Genomic DNA, 19125 nt, shown 5'->3' with positions numbered 1-19125 from the left:
ACCGCGACCGGCGAAAACGGTGGATCACCCGGCGGTGACCCGGGCAGGATGCCCCCATGACCCACCGAGCCCTCCCCACCGCCGCCCCCGCGACCCAGGGCGTCGACGCCTCCGGTGTCCACGCCTTCCTCGACGCCGTCGAGGCCGACCCGGACATCGAGCCGCACGGACTGATGATCCTGCGGCACGGGAAGGTCGTGGCCTCCGGCTGGTGGGCGCCCTACACCGCCGAGCGGCCGCACCTGCTGTACTCGCTCAGCAAGAGCTTCACCTCGACCGCCGCCGGGCTCGCCGAGGCGGAAGGGCTGATCGACTTCGACGCCCCGGTGCTGTCGTACTTCCCGGAGTTCGAGGCGGACATCACCGACCCGCGCAGCCGGGCCATGCTGGTGCGCCACGTGGCCTCCATGGCCAGCGGGCACGACCACGAGACCGTCGACGAGGCGTTCGGCACCGACCCGGCCGAACCGGTGCGCGGCTTCCTGCTCCAGCCGCCGCAGCGCGACCCCGGCACCCTCTTCACCTACAACCAGCCCTGCACCTACACCCTCGGCGCGATCGTGCAGCGGGTCACCGGGCAGACGATGGCGGACTACCTGCGGCCCCGGCTGTTCGACCCGCTCGGCATCGGCGAGGCGCTGTGGTCGCGGGACCGCACCGGACGCGACATCGGCTTCGCCGGACTGCACACCACCACCGACGCGATAGCCCGCCTCGGCCTGCTCTACCTGAACGACGGCGTCTGGGAGGGCGAGCGGCTGCTGCCCGAGGGATGGGTCGCCCGCGCGACGCGCCCGCACATCGACACCGCCGGTGCCATGGGCGGGGACGACCGCCCGGACTGGGACCAGGGCTACGGCTACCAGTTCTGGCGGGGCCGCCACGGCTTCCGCGGCGACGGCGCCTACGGCCAGTACTGCCTGGTGCTGCCCGAGCACGACGTGGTGATCGCCGCGACGACGGCCACCGAGCGGATGCAGCGCTACCTGGAACTGGTGTGGGAACACCTGCTGCCCGCCTTCGGCCCGGCCCCGCTCACCGGGCGGGAGGCCGCCGACGCCGCGCTGCGCGAGCGCCTGGACGGGCTCGCCCTGCCGCCGGCGCCGGGCGCCCCCGCGCCGGCCGCGCCGGCCGAGGGCTGGTCCGGCGCCGAGTTCACCCCGGACGGCGGGCTCTGCGCCGAGCAGCCGAAGCTGACCGCCGCCGGGCTCACGGCCGGCGCCGACGGCGGCTGGACGCTGACCCTCACCGAGGACGGCCACCGGTTCGAGGCGCGCCTGGCCGGTCCTGGCTGGACCGTCACCGAGGGGCCCCAGCCGGCCGCCGTGAGCGGCGGCTGGACCGACCCGGACACCCTCACCGTGGACGTCTCCTTCCTGGAGACGCCGCACCGGCTGCGCGTCACCTGCTCCCTCGCCGACCGCACGTTCCGGGCGCACTGGCTCACCCGCCCTCTGGTGCCCTGGCCGCTGCGCGCGCTGCGCGCACCGCGCGGCTCACGCTGAGCCGGTCCGGAAGGTCCGCAGGACCGTCCGCAGCGCCTCCCGGCTGTCGGGCCGGGTCCAGTCGGCGGCCGGGGTGGTCCAGCGCAGCGAGAAACCCCGGCCGTCGCCCAGCAGGAGCCCCCGGCCGAAGGTGCGCACCCGGGTACCGCCTTCCGCCGCCAGCCACTCCATGTCGGCGGCCTCGCGCCCTAGGTACGTCGTCGGCCGGATGCCGCCGATCCGCCGGTAGGAGCCGGTCCCGACGAGCCCCGGCTCCACGGTGTCCCGCCAGACGGCGACCGGGTCCGGACCCACCCGCTCGCTGTAGGTGACGGCCAGGGTGCGCGGGTCGTCGTCGGCGCCGAAGGTGACGCGGTAGGACAACCGGGTGGCGCGCGAGGTGTGCTGCCGCTCCCAGCCCGCGGGCAGCGCCAGGGAGAAGCCCTCAGGCGCCCGGTAGGTCCGGTAGCCGGCGGGGAGGGCGCCCGTGCCCGACGGGGACGGCGCGGCGGTGCGGGACGGGCCCGGGGAGACGGCACCGGAGGGCGCGGGTGAGAGGGCGCCGGTCGGGGCCGGTGCGGGGGAGGCGGCACCGGTGGCCGCGGTCGCCGGGGACGTCGGGGTGCCGGCGGCGCGGTCGTCGCCGGGCAGCCCTCGCGCCATGGCGACCGCGGCGGCCGTCACCGCCACCACGGCCAGGGCGGTACCGGTGAGCACGGCACCGCGCCCCCGTCCCCGTCCCGTACGGCGCCACGCGGCCCCGAACGCCGTCCGCGCGCACGGCGCGCGCACACCGCCGGGGCCGTCGCGCAGCACCCGGGTGAGCGCCTCCCGGACCACCTGCCGGTTCGGCCGCTCCCGGGCCTCCTTGCGGAGCAGTCCTGTGACGACCGGGGTGAGCGGCCCACAGCGCATCGGCGGGCGTAGCGGCAGCCGGTCCACCCCCTTCAGCGTGGCCGCGACCCTGCCCCGGTCCCGGAACGGGGGGCGGCCCTCCAGCATCGTGTAGAGGATGGCGCCCAGCGCCCACAGGTCCGCGGCGGGACCGAGCCGCTCGTCGCGGGCCTGCTCCGGCGCCGCGTACGACGGTGCCGTGAGCCGGGGGGCCGACGTCGTGCCGGCCAGGCCGTAGCCGCCGACCACCACCGGACCGGACTCGGGCAGGAACAGCTGGCCGGGGCTGAGCTCGCCGTGCGTGACGGCCTGCGCGTGCGCGGCGTCCAGCACGTCCAGCAGGTCCAGCGCGACGCCCGCCGCCCGCACCGGGGCGAACGTGCCCTGCTGGAGCAGCACCTCGTCGAGCGGCGTGCCGTCGACCCAGGCGGTGACGGTCCACAGCCCGCCGCCGTCGGCGACCGCGTCGACGACCTCGGCGATCCGGCCCGGGCACAGCCGGGCCACGTTCTCGTTGGCCCGCAGGATCCGCGCGGGCGCCCGTCGGGCGCCCTCCGCGGCGTCCGCCGGCAGGTCGGTCCGGGTGGCCAGGCACGGCCGGCCGGTCTCCAGGTCGTCGGCGTACCAGCTGACGCGGTTGGTCTCGCGATGCGTGATCTCGACCAGCCGGTAGCGGCCGGCGACCGGCCGATCGGTGGAGGCGTGCGCCCAGCCCATGGTGATCCCTCGTCGAACCGCTGACTCCCGTCCCCACTGATACGCGGGGAGGGGGCCGGTGCGTTCAACGCCGGGACCGGTGCCGGTGCCGGCGCCGAACGCGGGCCGGCAGCGGCGCCGGGCTCAGCGCAGCGAGAAGCGGTCCGTCCAGGCCGTCATGTCGGCCGTGGTGGCGTTGCCGCCGCACACCACGAGCCCCAGTCGGGCCCCCTCGCCGGCCCGCTCCAGGACCTGCCGCGCGGCGGGCAGCAGACAGCCCGCGGCCGGCTCCGCCCACACCTTGGCGTGGTCCGCGAGGTCCAGCGAGCCCCGCACGGCGTCCCGGTCCGGCACCACCAGCACGTCCGTGACCAGCTCCGCGACATGGTCGTACGTCAGCCGCGACACGGACGGCGCGCTGAGGGTGGAGACGATCGACGTCAGCGCGACCGGCACCGGGCCGCCCGCCCTGAGCGCCTCGGACATCGCCTGCGCCCCCTCGGTCTCCACGCCCCACACCCGCACCCCGGGCCGCCGGGCCCGCAGCGCCGCCGCGACCCCCGCGATCAGACCTCCGCCGCCGATGCTGACCAGCACGTCGGTCAGCTCACCGGCGTCCTCGGCGAACTCCAGCCCCACGGTGCCCTGACCGGCGACCACCTCCGGGTCGTCGAAGGGGTGGACCAGGGTCAGGCCGTCGCGCCGCAGCTCGGCGGTGAGGGCGAAGGCACCGTCCATGTCGTCCGTCACCCGCACCGAGGCGCCCGCGGCCTGCGCGATCTCCACCGCCCGCACGGGCGCCGAACGCGGCATCACCACGGTCGCCTTCACGTCGAGGGCGGCGGCCGTCACGGCCAGCGCGATGCCGTGGTTGCCGCCGCTCACCGCGACCACACCGGCGGCCCGCTCCGCCTCGCTCAGCGCCAGCAGCTTGGCCGCCGCACCGCGCACCTTGAACGACCCGGTCCGCTGGAGCAGCTCCAGCTTCGCCGTCACCGGCGCACCGAGCAGCGCCGAGAGCCCGGGGCTCGGCACGGTCGGGGTCCGCACCACGTGCCCGGCGATCCGCTCGGCCGCGGCCTCGATGTCGGCGATCTCGATCACGACTGTCACCTCTCCGGCGCGGGGGGCGTGATCCGCGCCGTGCCCCAGCCTCACCCCGGCGGGCGGCCGAGGTCAACGAGGTCAGCGCTGCTGGGCTTTGTGCGGCGGCGCCTCGCTGGGGCGGACCACGACGTGACCCTGGCCCTGCAGCACCAGCTGGACGGCCTCGCCCGAGCCGCCGCGCAGCATCGAGCCCAGCGACTGCGAGCGGTGCAGCGAGGTGGACAGGCCCGCGGTCCAGCCGACGATCGCGTCCGTGTCCACGTACACCGGGCTCTGCGGCGTCACCGGGATCACCAGCGGGCTGCCCTCGCAGACCAGCCCCAGCCGGCCGTGCCCGGTGAAGACGCTGTTGAACAGGCCGCCGCCGGTGATGCCCGCCCCCTTCACGGTGGAGATGCGGTAGGAGAGCGTGGCGTCGAAGCACAGGACGTTGCGGCCGTTGACGGTGAACTCGTCACCGGGGTCGACCTCGACGACGAAGCAGTTCTGCGCCTCGTGCGCGAACCAGGCCTCGCCCTGCCCGCGCACCGCCATCAGCGGCAGCCCCTCGCCGGTCACCGCGCGCTTGAGCATCCCGCCCACGCCCTGGCCCTTGCGCTCGAACTGCAGGTCGCCGCGGAAGGCGACCATCGCGCCCTGGCGGGCGATCATCTCGCCGTCGACGGTGTAGCGCAGGCACTTGGCGTTCTCCACCGTCATGCCCGGGGCCGTGGCCGGCCGCACCATGTGCTCACTGGAAAAGAGGTCACCCTTCATGAGGGCCATCCTCGCCCGGCTCCCCGCGCCCCGGCCAGAACCGGGACGCGGCGCGTACGACACGGCGCCGGATCCGCCCGCGCGCTCAGCCCCCGAAGAGCTGCGTCCAGTACGTGCCCGCCCGGCCGCCGCCCGCGAAGCCGACGCCGAGGTGCGTGAACTCCGGTTTGAGGATGTTCGCCCGGTGCCCCGGGCTGTTCATCCAGCCGCGCACCACCTCGGCGGCCGACCGCTGCCCGCACGCGATGTTCTCGCCGACGGTGCGGCAGCGGGACCCCGCCGCCGCGGCCCGGTCCCAGGGCCTGCCGCCGTCCGGAGCGGTGTGCGCGTAGAAGTCCCGGGCCACCATGTCGGCGCTGTGCGCCTGCGCGGCCGTGGTGAGCAGCGGGTCACGGGACAGCGGCGGCAGCCCGGCCCGCGTCCGCTCCCGGTTGGTGAGCTCGACGACCTCCGCCGCCGTGCGGTCCAGACCCTCCGGGGTGAGCGGACGGGCCCACAGCGCCGTCCAGTAGGTGTCCCCGGCCCCCTCGCAGGAGGCCACCGCGGCATGGGTGAAGGCCGGGTCGCACACCGTGCGGCGGGCCGCCTCGTGGCGCAGGCAGTGGCCGACGAACCGGTCGACGGACAGCGGCCCGGAGACCAGGTGCTCCCCGACGGTGAGGTACGGGTACCCGGCGGAGACCACGCGCTGGTGCACGGAGACGCCGTCCGGTCCCTCGACCGCGAGGCGCCCGCCGCGCGCCATCGCGCGGGCGTGCTCCCGGGCCGCCGCGGCCAGCCGCCCGTCGTGCGCCACCGGCGGCGAACCCGCGGACCGCCGCGCCGAGTTGACCAGGGCGAGGAAGTCGTCCCCCGCGGACGGCGGGGCGGCGGGACGGGGCGGAGCGACCGGACGCGTCCGCGGGACGGCGGGAGCCGTACCGGGACTGACCGGCGCCCTGCCGGTGACGACCGGGGCGGTACGGGTGGAGACGGCGCCCTCGTCGTCCTCCACGTCCACGCCGAAGTCCCGGGCCAGACCGGCCAGTCCGTCGGCGTACCCCTGCCCGAGGGCGCGCAGCTTCCACCCGTCGCCGCGCCGGTAGATCTCCGCGAGCAGCAGCACCGTCTCCCGCTCGGGACGGGGCGGGCGGAAGCGGGCCAGGGAGCGCCCGCCGGGACCACTGACCTCCAGCACGGGCGCCGACAGGGCGCTCAGCGGGGTGCCGGGCTCCTCGGGGCTCACGGCCACCGTGACCCGGGTGGCGCCGGGACGCAGCGCCGACGGGTCGACGACGAGCGTGTCGCCGCCGAGCCGGGCGCCCGGCGCGGACGGCTGGTTGTAGAAGACGAAGTCCCCGTCGCCGCGGACCTTCCGGCCGTCGTCCGTGATCAGCGCGGACACGTCGAACGGCCCGGGCACCCGGACGGTCACCGCGCCGCCCGGGAGCTGGATGTTGCCGCCGGGGACCAACTCGCTCATCGCACCGCCCTGGTTGTCGTCGTCCGCGGACCGGTGTGGGGGTGTCCGGACAACGACGGGCGGCGCCCGCGGGTTCCCCGCGGGCTTCCCACGGGCAACGGGCGGAGCGGGCCCGGCGGTTCAGCGGTGCAGGGCCCGCGTCCAGTCGGCGGGGACCCGGTCCGCGGGGCCGGGGGCCGGCTGGTCGGCCGGGTGGCTGTCGGGCGGCGCGAGCGCCGGGCCCGACTCGTACAGCTCGTTGGTGGCGTAGTTCCAGAACCAGGTCTCGCCCGGTTCGTAACTGCTCACCACCGGATGCCCGGTGGCCTGGAAGTGCGCGGTGGCGTGCTGCCCCGGCGAGCTGTCGCAGCAGCCGACGTGGCCGCACTCCGCGCAGCGCCGCAGGTGGAACCACCAGCCGCCCGCGGTCTCGCAGTCGGCGCAGCCCGCGCCCGACGGCGGGACGCTGGGATCGATGGCGTGGTCGGTGGTCATACGGACTCCTCCTGGGTCACGTCGGAGGCGGGGGCGGTGAGCGGGAGGAGCACCTGGAAGCGGGTGTCGCCCGGCTCGGAGTCGAACCGGATGCTGCCGTGGTGCTTGTTGACCACGATCCGCCAGGAGATGTCCAGGCCCAGCCCGGTGCCCTCGCCCACGGGCTTGGTGGTGAAGAACGGGTCGAAGACCCGGTCGCGGATCTCCGGCGGGATGCCGGGGCCGGTGTCGCCGAACTCCACCAGCAGCCGGTCGTTCGACCGCGCGGTGCGCACGGTCAGCGTCCCCGTGCCGCCGCCCCCGTCCGCGTGGTTCATCGCCGCGACCGCGTTGTCGATGAGGTTGGTCCACACCTGGTTCAGCTCCGCCGGGTAGGCCGGGACCCGGGGCAGGGTCCGGTCGTAGTCCTTCACCACGCGGATGCCCTTCCCCGTCTTCCCCGACAGCATCAGCAGCGTGCTGTCCAGGAGTTCATGCACGTCGGCGACCTGGAAGGGGGCGCGGTCGAGCTGCGAGTACTGCTTGGCGGCGTCCACGAGGTGCGAGACGCGGCCCGCGGAGTCCTGGATCTCGTCCATCAGCAGCTCGGTCTCGACGGTGTAGCTCAGCCAGCCCACCGCACTGGGCAGCAGCTCCTCGTCCACGGCCGCGGCCACCTGCTCCAGCCAGTCCACGTCCAGTCCGGCCTGCACGAACGTCGGGGCGATCCGCCAGCCGTCGGTGATGCCGTGGTCGTCCAGCCAGTCGGAGAGCGTGTCCTCGCGGTCGGCCGCCTCCAGCGGGCTGAGCACCGGTGCCTTGGCGACCCGCTCGGCGGTGCGCTCCTGGATCTCGATCAGGCCCGCCAGCGTCTGCCGGTCGAAGGTGCCCTCGGAGATGATCCGCAGCTTGCGGCGCATCTTGGCCACCCGTTCGCGCAGCGAGGCCGTGGCCCGCACGGCCGCCGCGGCCGGGTTGTTGAGCTCGTGGGTCAGCCCCGCCGACAGCGATCCGAGGGCCAGCAGCCGCTCCCGCTGACCGACGGCCTGCTGGGTGCTCTTCACCCCGAAGAACAGCCCCTCCAGCAGGTGCACCGCCATCGGGAACCACTCCTGCATGATCTCCGCGAACGTGTCCGCGGGCAGCACGAAGAACCGCGTCGGCTCCGTCACGCGCAGGGAGTTGTTGTAGACCTGCGGCACCCGGTCCCCGAGGTAGGCCTGCATGGCCCCCGCGTACACCCCGCGCTGGGAGGTGCGGGTGACCTCCACCTCGTCGCCGCCGACCCGCCGGGACAGCACGACGCTGCCCTCCACCAGCACGTAGAAGCAGGTGGCGGGGTCGCCCTCGGTGTAGACCGCGCCGGGTTCGTACCGCTCCACCCGGCCCGCGTCGCACAGCCGCCCCAGCTGCTCGGGGGTCAGCTTCTCGAACAGGAACAGGGAGCCGATCTCGTCCGGCAGACACGGCATCGACCGCGCGGTCACGACTGCTCCAGGTACCGGTGGACGAGCATCACGGCCATGGCTCCCTCTCCTACGGCGGAGGCGACGCGCTTGGCGGACTCCGCGCGCGCGTCGCCCGCGACGAACACGCCCGGGACGTTGGTCTCCAGGTGGTACGGCGGCCGGTCCAGCTCCCAGCCGGCCGGCGGGCGTCCGTCGGCGGTGAGGTCGGGCCCGGCCAGGATGAACCCCCGCTCGTCGCGCAGCACGGTGCCGTCCAGCCAGTCGGTCAGCGGGGCGGCGCCGATGAACACGAACAGCCACTGCGCGTCGACGGCCTCGGTGTGCCCGCTCGCGGTGTCCCGCAGCGTCAGCCGCTCCAGGTGCCCGTCGCCGTGCGCCTCCTCGACGACCGTGCCGCACCGCACCGAGATGTTCGGCGCCCGGCCGATCTGCTGGATCAGGTAGTACGACATCGACGCCGACAGGTCCGGCCCGCGCACCAGCAGCGTCACCGACTTGGCGAACCGGGACAGGTACATGGCCGCCTGCCCGGCCGAGTTGGCGCCGCCCACGATGTACACGTCGTGGCCCTGGCAGGCGGACGCCTCGGTCAGCGCGGAACCGTAGTACACGCCGCAGCCGCCCAGCTCCTCGCAGCCCGGCGCCGCCAGCTGCCGGTACGACACCCCGGTCGCCAGGATCACGCTGTGCGCGGCCACAGCGGAGCCGTCGGAGAACCGTACGACCCGGGCGCCGCCGCCCACCTCCAGGCCCGTCACCTCCCGCGCGGTGAGGATCTCCGCGCCGAACCGGGTGGCCTGCCGGCGCGCCCGGTCGGTGAGCTGGGCCCCCGACACCCCGTCGGGGAAACCGAGGTAGTTCTCGATACGGGAGCTCTGCCCGGCCTGCCCGCCGGTCGCCGACCGCTCCACCAGCACCGTCCGCAGCCCCTCCGACGCCCCGTACACGGCCGCGCCGAGGCCCGCCGGACCGCCGCCGATCACCACCAGGTCGTAGAAGTCGGCCGTCGGGGTCGTCGCGAGGCCGACGTGGGCGGCGAGGTCCGCGGGGTCCGGCTCCACCAGCGGCGCCCCGTCCGGGGTGATCACCACCGGCAGCCGCATCCCGTCCTCGTCCGCGGCGGCCAGCAGCCGCCGGCCCTCCGGCTCGTCGGAGGAGTACCAGCGGTAGGGCACCTGGTTGCGGGCCAGGAACTCGCGCACGTCGGAGGAGCGAGCCGACCAGCGGTGGCCGATGACCTTGGTGCTGGGCACCGGCCGGTGGTCGCTGGACCGCCAGGCCTCCAGCAGGTCGTCCACGACCGGGTAGAGCTTCTCCTCCGGCGGGTCCCACGGCTTCAGCAGGTAGTGGTCCAGGTCGACGACGTTGATCGCGTCGATCGCCGCGCCGGTGTCCGCGTACGCGGTCAGCAGCACCCGGCGCGCCCCTGGATGCACGTCCATGGCGCGCTCCAGGAACTCGATGCCGTTCATCCGCGGCATCCGGTAGTCGGCGAGGATCACGGCGACCAGGTCGCCGCGCAGCTTCAGTTCGCGCAGCGCCTCCAGCGCGGACTCCCCGGACTCGGCGCGCACGATCCGGTACGACTCCCCGTAGCGCCGCCTGAGGTCCCGGGCCACGGCACGGGAGACGCCCGGGTCGTCGTCCACGGTCATGATGACGCTCCGGGCGGCATCGGCGGGCTGTGCCATGCGTCCCCCACATCGTGGTCGGATCCCCGGGACGGCGGACCGAGAGCCCCTCGCGGCCACCGCACCGGCCCGTGCCCATCGTATGTTCGGACGCCGCGATGCGCGCGGGCGTACGCGAACCCGCCCCGGACAGGGCCGCCGACCGGTGACCGCGGTGCGGGGGAGGGGAGAGCCGTAGGGAAGACTGGACCGCGAGAACACGACACCGGGAGGAACGGCATGACGCGCCCGATCACGGCAGGGATCGACGGCACCGAGGAGAGTCTCGCCGCGCTGGCCTGGGCGGCCAGGGAGGCGACCCGCCGGCGACTGCCGCTCAGGGTGGTCCACGCCTGGCGGTTCCAGGCGCACGACACGGTCGACACCGGCGACAGGGCCGCCCAGGAGCGGTGGGTGCGCGAGGCGACCGAAGAGGCGGTCCGGGCGGTCCGTGAACGGCACGGCGACCTGCCCGTGACCACCGACGTCCTCGAGGGCGAGGCGGTCGAGACCCTCACCGCCGCAGCCGCGGACGCCGAGATGCTGGTGCTCGGTTCCCGCGGGCACGGGCGGATCATGGGGTTCCTGGTGGGTTCGGTCGGCCAGCAGGTGATCGTCGACGCGGCGCGCCCGGTGGTGTTCGTCCGGGCCGGCGACAAGGCGTCCGACGAGGTGGCCGGGCACGAGATCGTGGTCGGGCAGGAGGGCGACCCGGAGGACGGCGCCGCCGCGCTCGGCTTCGCCTTCGAGACCGCGGCCCGGCGCGGCGCCACCGTGCGCGCGGTCCGGGCCTGGACCCTGCCGCCGGTGTTCGCCTACAGCCCCGGCTCGCTGCAGCTCGCCGACGAGGCCGGCGGTCTCGAGCCGTTCGAGCGGAAGAATCTGGCGGCCGCGCTCGCGCCGTGGCGGGAGCGCTACCCGGACGTGCACGTCGTGGAGCACGTGGAGATGGGCAGCGCCGGCCAGGTCCTGCTGTCGGTGTCGGGCACGGCTCAGCTGATGGTCGTCGGCCGCCGGGCGCGCCGCTCCGCCGTGGGCGCCCGGATCGGCTCCGTGGCGGGAGGCGTGCTGCATCACGCGGACTGCCCGGTCGCGGTCGTGCCGCCCGCCTGATCCCCGCCGTGCGCCCCGGTCAGTCGTCCGTCGGGCGCAGGGTGTCGCGGGCCTTCGGCAGGATGGTGCGGATGTAGTCCTCGACGGCGGTGCCGAGACCGATGTCGTGCTGGGCCCGCTCGGACAGGTACCAGCGGTGCTCCAGCAGCTCGTGGTAGATCTCCGCGGCGTCCATCGAGCCGCGCAGCTCCGGCGGCACGGACCGGACGGTGGGCCGGAACACCTCGCGCACCCAGCGGTGCGCGAGGACCTCCGGACGGGCGCCGAGGGGGTCGCCCGGGGCGTAGTCGTCCTGGGTGGCCATCCAGCTCTCCAGGTCGTTGAGCAGCCGGCGGGCCTGGTTCTCCTCGGTGTCCAGTCCGGTCAGCCGCAGCAGCTGACGCTGGTGGTGCCCGGCGTCGACGACCTTGGGCACGAAGGTCACCGAGTCGCCGTTGGAGGCGTGCTCGATCTGCATCTCCGCCACGTCGAACCCGAGGTCGTTCAGCCGGCGGATACGGCGCTCGATGTAGTGGTGCTTGCCGGCCGGGTAGACCGAGGTGCGCGTCAGCTCCTGCCACAGGCCCTGGTAGCGGGCGCAGATCTCGGTGCCGAACTCGATCGGGTCGACGGAAGGGTGCAGCGCGCCGGAGGCCTCCAGGTCCAGCAGCTCGCCGCTGATGTTGACCCGCGCCAGGTCCAGGTCGTACTCCCGTTGCCCCACGGTGAGTTCGGGGTGCAGGTCACCGGTCTCCGCGTCCACCAGGTAGGCGGCGTAGGCGCCCGCGTCGCGCCGGAACAGCGTGTTGGACAGGGAGCAGTCGCCCCAGGCGAACCCGGCCAGGTGCAGCCGCACCAGCAGCACGGCGAGCGCGTCCATCAGCCGGTGCATGGTGGCCGGGCGCAGCGTCGTCTCGAACATCGACCGGTACGGCATCGAGCCGCCGAGGTGCCGGGTGATGAGCACGCACTCCAGCGGCTCGCCGTCCGGGTCGGTGCGGCCGGTGACCACGGCCAGCGGGTCCACCGCCGGGATGCCGATCCGGTCCAGGTCGCGCAGCAGTTCGTACTCGCGCAGCGCCGGACGCTGGGCCAGTTCCTTCACCGCGACCACCTCGTCGCCGGCGCGCGCGTACCGCACGACGTGCCGGGAGATGCCGCGCGGCAGCGGCACCAGGTACTCCTCCGGCCACTCCTCCAGCGGCAGGTGCCACGGCAGTTCCAACAGGAGCGCGGGGTGCTCCGGGTTGGTGGCGTTGATCTGCAGTGCCATGGCGGCGGTGTCCTCGTCTCGCGGGTGATCGTCACCTCAGCCTATTGCGCGCGTTCCCGGGCGAGGAGGGCGGCGTCCCGCACCGGCCCCCGGTGCGGCGGGCCGTGCCCGGGCAGCAGCAGATCTCCGTCCAGACCGGCCAGGACCTCCAGCGACCGTACGGCGGCGGTGCGCTCGCGGTGGAACATGTCCGGCAGCATCTGCGGCCCTTCGGTGCGCGAGGTGGGATGGCCGCTGACCAGGGCGTCTCCGGACACCACCGCCCCGGCGTGCGGGAGGTGGAACGCGCAGTGCCCGGTGGTGTGGCCAGGGGTGTGCACGGGCACGGGCCGGCCCGGCAGGTCGAGCGGTCCCGTGCCGGGTCCCGGGAACGGCGTGGGCGCGGTGACCGCCACGTGTGCCGTGCCGCCGGCGCGCAGGGCGTGCGCTGCCCACGGCAGCACGCCGGGACGCCAGCCGTTGCTCAGCACCCGTGCCACGCTCACCTGGTGCAGGAAGTCCCGCCGGGCGTGCGGGACTTCGTCCTGGTGGGTGTGGACGGGCGTGCCGTAGCCGGCGGCGAGGAACTCGGCGGACCCCAGGTGGTCGTTGTGCGCGTGGGTGATCAGCACCGCCGTCACCGCCTCGGGCGAGGAGCCCACCTCGGCGAGTGAGCCGAGCAGCCCCTCGCGGTCGCCCGGGTAGCCGGTGTCGATCAGGGTGACGGCGTCGCCCTCGGTGAGGATCACCCAGTTCGTGCTCGTGCCGTGCACCAGGAAGGTGCCGTCCGCGACCTGCCGCACCGTCGCCTTCATGACCGCCTCGCGTGTTTCGCCGCATACCGGTTGGACGAGCACAGGAAAGCAGATCGACGGGCGGGCGCGGGGCCGAGCGTGGGGTCAGTTCACCCCGCGCGGGCGGAACTGGACGCTGATGCGCGGACCCGCCGCCTTCGTGCTCTTCGGCACGCAGTGTTCCCAGGTGCGCTGGCAGGATCCGCCCATCACGACGAGGTCACCGTGCCCGAGCGGACGGCGCACCGTCCCGCCACCGCCGACGGGCCGCAGCAGCAGGTCGCGGGGCGCGCCCACGGACAGGATGGCGACCATGGTGTCCTCGCGGGCACCCCGGCCGATCCGGTCGCCGTGCCAGGCGACGCTGTCCCGGCCGTCGCGGTAGTAGCAGAGGCCGGCCGTGGCGAACGGCTCGCCCAGCTCCTCGGCGTAGTGGGCGCTCAGCGCGTCGCGGGCCTCGGCGAGGACCGGGTGGGGGAGCGAGGTGCCGGCGCCGTAGTACGCGAGGAGCCGTGGCACGGAGACGACCTGGTCGTACATCTGGCGCCGTTCCGCCCGCCAGGGGGCCTCGGCGGCCAGGTGGTCGAAGAGCGCGTCGGATCCGTGCAGCCAGCCCGGGAGCAGGTCGATCCAGGCGCCGCTGCCGAGTTCGGTGCGGCGCACTCCGTCGAGCGGGCCCAGCCGCAGCTCGTCGTCCTGGTCGAACAGGGAGCCCTGGAGCGCCGGTAGGTGGTGCGTGCTCATGGGACCAGCGTACTCCTTAATCGAAAATACGTTCTATGTCGGCCCGGGGTCCCCGTCCCGGCGCGGATCGGCCCCGTGATTCCGGGCTCCGAGGGCTGTTCGATACATCGGTGTATCGGATACGTTCCCGTATCGGACGGGGAGGGGATCACATGGCGGAGCGCGAGACGGGGCGCGTCACCGGACGCCGGCTGCGCACCCGCGCCAGGCTGCTGGACGCCGCCTTCACGGTTCTCGCCGCCAAGGGCTTCGGACACGTCTCCATCGAGGAGATCTGCGAGGCCGCCGGCTACACCCGGGGGGCCTTCTACTCCAACTTCGCCGGCCTCGACGAGCTGTTCTTCGCCCTCTACGCGGAGCGCGCCGACCTGATCGCCGAGCAGGTCGCCGGCGCCCTCGCCCTGGACGGGCCGGACCTCGACGTGGCCGCGGCCGTCGACCGGGTCTCCGAGGTCCTGCTGCTGGACCGCGACTGGCTGCTGGTCAAGACCGACTTCCTGGTGCACGCCGCCCGCGACCCCCGCGTGGCGGACACCCTGCTGGACCACCGGGCGCGCCTGCGGCGGGCCGTCGCCGACCGGCTGGAGCGGGCCCGCGGCCACACCGCGCTGCCCGCCGTGCTCGGCGACAGCGAGGGCGCCGCGCACGCCGTGGTCGCCGCGTACGACGGCGTCACCACCCAACTGCTGCTGGACCGGGACGTCGAGCGCGCCCGGGCCTGGCTGAGACAACTGCTCACCGCACTGCTCACCGGATGAAGTCTCCGGACGACAGCCTCCGGACGACCACCTCCGGACGACAGCCCCCGGACGGACAAGGAAGGGACGGTCGCCATGGACGCCGACGTCATCGTCGTCGGAGCGGGGCTCGCGGGCCTCGTCGCGGCCCACGAACTGACCAGCAAGGGCCGCAGGGTCGCCCTGGTCGACCAGGAGAACGCCGCGAACCTCGGCGGCCAGGCCTACTGGTCGTTCGGCGGGCTGTTCCTGGTCGGGTCACCGGAGCAGCGCCGCCTCGGCGTCAAGGACTCCTTCGAGCTGGCGTGGAACGACTGGCAGGGCAGCGCCGCCTTCGACCGGCTCGACGACGAGGACTCCTGGGCCCGGCGCTGGGCGCGCGCCTACGTCGAGTGGGCGGCCGGGGAGAAGCGGTCCTGGCTGGACGGCCACGGCATCACCTTCCTGCCCACCGTCGGCTGGGCCGAGCGCGGTGACCTGCGCGCCGGCGGCCACGGCAACTCCGTGCCCCGCTTCCACATCGCCTGGGGCACCGGCACCGGCGTCGTCGCCCCGTTCACGCGGTACGCCCGCGAGGCCGCGCGTGACGGACTGCTCACCTTCCACCACCGCCACCGGGTCGACGAGCTGGTCGTCGAGGACGGCGCCGCACGCGGGGTGCGCGGCACGGTGCTGGCCGAGGACGACGCGCCGCGCGGGGTCGCCTCCAGCCGCGAGGTGATCGGCGCGTTCGAACTCACCGCCCAGGCCGTGATCGTCACCAGTGGCGGCATCGGCGCCGACCACGACATCGTCCGGAAGTACTGGCCGGAGCGGCTGGGCACCCCGCCGCGCGAGATGGTCACCGGCGTCCCCGCCTACGTCGACGGGCGGATGCTCGACATCAGCGCCCGCGCGGGCGTGCGCCTGGTCAACCGGGACCGCATGTGGCACTACACCGAGGGCATCCGGAACTGGGACCCGGTCTGGCCGGGGCACGGCATCCGCATCCTGCCCGGACCGTCCTCGATGTGGTTCGACGCGCTCGGCCGCCGGCTGCCCGAGCCGTGCCTGCCCGGCTACGACACCCTGGGCACGCTCAAGCACCTGCGCACCACCGAGGACATCGCCCGGCACGACCACTCCTGGTTCGTCCTCACCCAGAAGATCGTCGAGAAGGAGTTCGCCCTCTCCGGCTCCGAGCAGAACCCCGACATCACCGCCAAGGACCGGGCCCGTTTCCTGCGTGAACGCGTTTTCGGCAAGGGCGCCCCCGGACCGGTGGACGCCTTCCTGCGCAACGGCGCGGACTTCGTCACCGCGGCGACCGTCGAGGAACTGGTCGCGAAGATGAACGGCCTCACCGACGAACCGCTGCTCGACGCGGCCCTGCTGCGGCGCCAGATCGAGGCCCGCGACCTGCAGATCGCCCACTCCTACAGCAAGGACGCCCAGGTCCAGGGCATCCGCAACGCCCGCCGCTACATCGGCGACCGTCTCGGCCGGGTCGCCACGCCGCACCGCATCCTCGACCCGGCGGCCGGCCCGCTGATCGGGGTGAAGCTGCACATCCTCACCCGCAAGACCCTCGGCGGCATCCAGACCGACCTGGACTCCCGCGCGCTGGGCGCCGACGGCAGTCCGGTCGACGGGCTCTACGCGGCCGGCGAGGTGGCGGGCTTCGGCGGTGGCGGCGTCCACGGCTACAACGCCCTGGAGGGCACCTTCCTCGGCGGCTGCCTCTTCTCGGGCCGCGCGGCGGGACGAGCGGCGGCCGCGCAGACGGCGTAGCGGTGGCGGAGGAAGCGGGCCGGCCGGGGACCGGCCCGTCAGTCCGGGAGCAGCCGCGCCAGCACCTCGGCGTGGCTGAGCTCCGGCTGCTTCGACGCGGTCAGCAGGGTCACCGGGCCCTTCCCGGCCAGCTCTCGCACCCGCCGCACCGCCTCGGCCGCCTCCGGGCCGGCCAGCTCCGCCTCGTAACGCTCGCGGAACTCCTCGAAGGAGCCCTCACCCGCGTGGTACCAGCGGCGCAGCTCCGTGGAGGGGGTCAGCGCCTTCGGCCACTCGTCCACCCGCGCCGCGTCCTTCGCCAGACCGCGCGGCCACAACCGGTCGACCAGGACCCGTACCCCGTCGCCGGGCTCGGGCGGTTCGTACACACGCCGCACGCGCACACTCATCACGGCCCCTTCCGCCGAAGTCGCCGCGAGCCTACTGCGGCGCACGGGGCGGGGCGCGACGAGTGGGGCGCCGGATTCCCCCCTCGCCGACCGGGTACTACGTCCGCCGGGGTTCGTGACGGTCAGGAGGTGACGGATGGAGGCAACGGACGACATGCCCGTCGTCGGCACCCTCGCCGAGCTCACCGCGCTGGTGGAGCGCGAACGCGGTCTGTACGTCCGCTGGTCCCGGGGGCCGGCGATCGACCTGCACGCCGTGTCCAGCATCGACGACCTGACGGGCGTGGCCATGCCCGGCCTGTCCGCCAACCCGCTCGACGTGGAGGAGTGGTGGCGGGACCGGCCGGCGGCCCTGTGGGTGGCACGGCGGCTGTACGACTACGAGCACCTGCCCCGGGAGAAGGGCGCCGGCATCCGGCCCTGGGTGCTCAGGGGGCGCGAGGCGGGCCGCGGTCCGGACAACGAGCCGCTGGTCACCGATGTGACACCGCTGTGCCGGATCGCGGACGACGTCATCGAGGAGGCACACGCGGAAGTGGCCCGCCAGGAGAATCCCTGGGGGCCACTGCGCCGCGTCAACCGCTGACCGCCGGGCGGGGAGCCCGGGACCGGCGCCGACGGACAACACTCTCGCCGTCACACCCTCACCGCCGGATCCCGCGCCTCACGCCCCGCGCGACGAACGGCGCGCCGCGATACGCCGCTTGAGCGCACGGCGTTCCGTCTCGCTAGTGCCGCCCCACACCCCGATGGACTGCCCGGTCTCCAGGGCCCACTCCAGGCACTGCTCCTGCACGGGGCAGCGCCGGCAGACCGCCTTGGCCTGCTCGGTCTGCATCAGGGCGGGACCGGAGGTGCCGATCGGGAAGAACAGCTCGGGGTCCTCGGTCCGGCAGGCCGCGCTGTGCCGCCAGTTGTCCATCGAAAGTCACCTGCGTCCGGAGTCGGTGCGCACCCTTTCGGATGCCTTGCTTCCTTTCGGGTGACCTGTCAAGTGGCGGTCAAACAGCGCGATCCACGGGGAAACGGTCACTGCTCGCGCTGCCCCCACGGAGATCCGTAGGCGGTGAGCAGGTCGAGGAAGGGACGCGCGGGGAACGCCTCGGGGCCCAGTACGCCCGAGCCGGACCAGGCGCCGGTCGCCAGCAGTTCGAGGGCGATCACCGGGTTGACGGCCGTCTGCCACACCACGGCCTGGCAGCCGTACTCGCTCATCGACCACTGGTTGTCCACCACGTGGTACAGGTACACCTCGCGCGGCGCGCCGTCCTTGGTGCCCCGCACCCAGGTGCCCGCGCAGGTCTTGCCGTGCATCCGGTCGCCGAGCGTCGCCGGGTCCGGCAGGCAGGCCGCGACGACGTCCCGGGGCGAGACCCGCACGGGGCCGTCGGGGCCCGGCACGGTCACCGGCTCGGTGCGGTCCAGGCCCAGCAGGTGCAGCGTGCGGAGCGTGTCCGTGAACTCGCGGCCCAGACCGTACTTGAAGGTGACGCGGCGCGCGTCCACCCAGCGGGGCACCAGCAGCACCTCCTCGTGCTCCACGTTCACGCACTCGACCGGGCCGATGCCCTCGGGGAAGTCGAACACCTCGGGCTCGCTGAAGGGTTCGGTGGTGAACCAGCCGCGGTCCTTCTCGTAGACCACGGGCGGGTTGAGGCACTCCTCGATCGTCGTCCAGATGCTGAAGGACGGCGCGAAGTCGTAGCCGTCCACCGTGAGGTTCGCGCCGTCGCGGACACCGATCTCGTCGATCTCGTCGAAGAGTTCGTCGGCCGCGTGCCGGGCGAACACGTCCGACATCCCGGGCTCCACGCCCATGCCGACCAGCGCCAACTGCCCGGCCCCGGCCCACTCGTCGGCCTGCGCGAACTGCTCGTCGCCCAGCTTGACCCCGCACTCCTCGTAGGGCCGCTCGCCGTGCGGGCGGGACAGGGACATCGCCATGTCGACATAGGTGGCGCCGCCCGTCCGGGCCGCGCGGAACAGCGGCATCACGAACCGGGGGTCCGTCGCGTTCAGCAGCACGTCGCAGTCGTGCCGCTCCAGGAGCGCCGTCACCTGCGCCTCGTCGCCGGCGTCGACCCGCTCGGCGTGGAACCGGCCGCCGTCCGCGCCGAGCGCCGCGACCGCCGCCTCGGCCCGCGCCGGGTCGTAGTCGGCCACCACCATCAGGTCGAAGAACGGCCGCCGGGCCGCGATCCGGGTGACGGCGGTACCCACGCCGCCCGCTCCCACCAGCAGTACACGCATGACGGAGCACTCCCTTCCTTCCTCATGGATCCGCACGGATCCGGAACGTTCTGCGGGGCCCCTGACGTGATGAAACGCCGCACGGCGACGTAAGGTCAATGGCGTT

General features: G+C 74.2%; 18 protein-coding genes. 5 read left to right on the top strand and 13 right to left on the bottom strand.

Annotated features, from left to right (window positions below):
* Positions 1 to 56: 56 nt before the first annotated feature.
* Entirely contained in the window at positions 57 to 1505 is a 1449-nt protein-coding gene (locus tag ACIF8S_RS14795) for a serine hydrolase domain-containing protein (protein ID WP_399999517.1), read from the top strand.
* Here the strand turns inward: ACIF8S_RS14795 and ACIF8S_RS14790 are convergent.
* The 7 genes from ACIF8S_RS14790 to ACIF8S_RS14760 form a co-directional block, all read right to left on the bottom strand.
* Complete coding sequence (locus ACIF8S_RS14790) at positions 1497 to 3095, bottom strand: serine/threonine protein kinase (RefSeq protein ID WP_399999515.1); 1599 nt, start codon at positions 3093 to 3095, stop codon at positions 1497 to 1499. The two genes, ACIF8S_RS14795 and ACIF8S_RS14790, sit on opposite strands and share 9 nt — an antisense overlap.
* A gap of 123 nt (positions 3096 to 3218) precedes the next feature.
* Positions 3219 to 4178: a threonine/serine dehydratase gene (locus tag ACIF8S_RS14785; protein WP_399999513.1), complete on the bottom strand. Its 960-nt coding sequence runs from the start codon at positions 4176 to 4178 to the stop codon at positions 3219 to 3221.
* A gap of 81 nt (positions 4179 to 4259) precedes the next feature.
* The gene (locus ACIF8S_RS14780; RefSeq protein WP_399999811.1) at positions 4260 to 4937 is read right to left on the bottom strand and encodes an AIM24 family protein; all 678 of its coding nucleotides are present in this window, start codon (positions 4935 to 4937) and stop codon (positions 4260 to 4262) included.
* Positions 4938 to 5022: 85 nt separating this feature from the next.
* The gene (locus tag ACIF8S_RS14775; RefSeq protein WP_399999511.1) at positions 5023 to 6399 is read right to left on the bottom strand and encodes a CAP domain-containing protein; all 1377 of its coding nucleotides are present in this window, start codon (positions 6397 to 6399) and stop codon (positions 5023 to 5025) included.
* Between the two features lie 120 nt (positions 6400 to 6519).
* Positions 6520 to 6873: a UBP-type zinc finger domain-containing protein gene (locus ACIF8S_RS14770; RefSeq protein WP_024885943.1), complete on the bottom strand. Its 354-nt coding sequence runs from the start codon at positions 6871 to 6873 to the stop codon at positions 6520 to 6522.
* Positions 6870 to 8324: an ATP-binding protein gene (locus tag ACIF8S_RS14765; RefSeq protein ID WP_399999810.1), complete on the bottom strand. Its 1455-nt coding sequence runs from the start codon at positions 8322 to 8324 to the stop codon at positions 6870 to 6872. Before ACIF8S_RS14765 ends, ACIF8S_RS14770 begins: the two co-directional genes overlap by 4 nt.
* 11 nt (positions 8325 to 8335) lie before the next feature.
* The gene (locus ACIF8S_RS14760; protein ID WP_399999510.1) at positions 8336 to 10012 is read right to left on the bottom strand and encodes an FAD-dependent oxidoreductase; all 1677 of its coding nucleotides are present in this window, start codon (positions 10010 to 10012) and stop codon (positions 8336 to 8338) included.
* 219 nt (positions 10013 to 10231) lie between these two features.
* Between ACIF8S_RS14760 and ACIF8S_RS14755 the strand changes: the two genes are divergently transcribed.
* On the top strand, positions 10232 to 11104 hold the full coding sequence (locus ACIF8S_RS14755; protein WP_399999508.1) for a universal stress protein: 873 nt from the start codon (positions 10232 to 10234) through the stop codon (positions 11102 to 11104).
* A 19-nt stretch (positions 11105 to 11123) separates the two neighbouring features.
* On the opposite strand, the gene ACIF8S_RS14750 is transcribed toward ACIF8S_RS14755, so the two are convergent.
* The 3 genes from ACIF8S_RS14750 to ACIF8S_RS14740 form a co-directional block, all read right to left on the bottom strand.
* Positions 11124 to 12356 carry a DUF4032 domain-containing protein gene (locus tag ACIF8S_RS14750; protein ID WP_399999507.1) on the bottom strand — a complete coding sequence of 411 codons (1233 nt, stop codon included), beginning with the start codon at positions 12354 to 12356 and terminating at the stop codon, positions 11124 to 11126.
* Between the two features lie 41 nt (positions 12357 to 12397).
* Positions 12398 to 13150: an MBL fold metallo-hydrolase gene (locus ACIF8S_RS14745; protein ID WP_399999505.1), complete on the bottom strand. Its 753-nt coding sequence runs from the start codon at positions 13148 to 13150 to the stop codon at positions 12398 to 12400.
* Positions 13151 to 13234: 84 nt separating this feature from the next.
* The gene (locus ACIF8S_RS14740) at positions 13235 to 13873 is read right to left on the bottom strand and encodes an alpha-ketoglutarate-dependent dioxygenase AlkB (protein ID WP_399999504.1); all 639 of its coding nucleotides are present in this window, start codon (positions 13871 to 13873) and stop codon (positions 13235 to 13237) included.
* A gap of 152 nt (positions 13874 to 14025) precedes the next feature.
* Here ACIF8S_RS14740 and ACIF8S_RS14735 point away from each other — a divergent pair, with 152 nt between their 5' ends.
* Complete coding sequence (locus ACIF8S_RS14735) at positions 14026 to 14631, top strand: TetR/AcrR family transcriptional regulator (protein ID WP_399999503.1); 606 nt, start codon at positions 14026 to 14028, stop codon at positions 14629 to 14631.
* 75 nt (positions 14632 to 14706) lie between these two features.
* Positions 14707 to 16380 carry an FAD-binding dehydrogenase gene (locus tag ACIF8S_RS14730; protein ID WP_399999502.1) on the top strand — a complete coding sequence of 558 codons (1674 nt, stop codon included), beginning with the start codon at positions 14707 to 14709 and terminating at the stop codon, positions 16378 to 16380.
* A 38-nt stretch (positions 16381 to 16418) separates the two neighbouring features.
* On the opposite strand, the gene ACIF8S_RS14725 is transcribed toward ACIF8S_RS14730, so the two are convergent.
* Positions 16419 to 16769 (bottom strand): DUF488 domain-containing protein, encoded by a 351-nt coding sequence (locus ACIF8S_RS14725; protein WP_399999501.1) that lies wholly within the window; start codon positions 16767 to 16769, stop codon positions 16419 to 16421.
* 136 nt (positions 16770 to 16905) lie between these two features.
* On the opposite strand from ACIF8S_RS14725, the gene ACIF8S_RS14720 reads away from it, so the two are divergent.
* Positions 16906 to 17355 (top strand): DUF6098 family protein, encoded by a 450-nt coding sequence (locus ACIF8S_RS14720; protein WP_349796840.1) that lies wholly within the window; start codon positions 16906 to 16908, stop codon positions 17353 to 17355.
* Between the two features lie 78 nt (positions 17356 to 17433).
* Here the strand turns inward: ACIF8S_RS14720 and ACIF8S_RS14715 are convergent, their stop codons facing one another.
* The gene (locus ACIF8S_RS14715) at positions 17434 to 17691 is read right to left on the bottom strand and encodes a WhiB family transcriptional regulator (RefSeq protein ID WP_024885931.1); all 258 of its coding nucleotides are present in this window, start codon (positions 17689 to 17691) and stop codon (positions 17434 to 17436) included.
* A 107-nt stretch (positions 17692 to 17798) separates the two neighbouring features.
* A complete protein-coding gene (locus ACIF8S_RS14710) occupies positions 17799 to 19019 on the bottom strand; it encodes a saccharopine dehydrogenase family protein (protein WP_399999500.1) in 1221 nt (406 codons plus the stop codon).
* Positions 19020 to 19125 lie beyond the last annotated feature (106 nt).

Source organism: Streptomyces sp. NPDC085937, assembly GCF_044540535.1.
Classification (GTDB): Bacteria; Actinomycetota; Actinomycetes; order Streptomycetales; family Streptomycetaceae; genus Streptomyces.
This window is presented reverse-complemented; position numbering and strand designations above follow the sequence as displayed.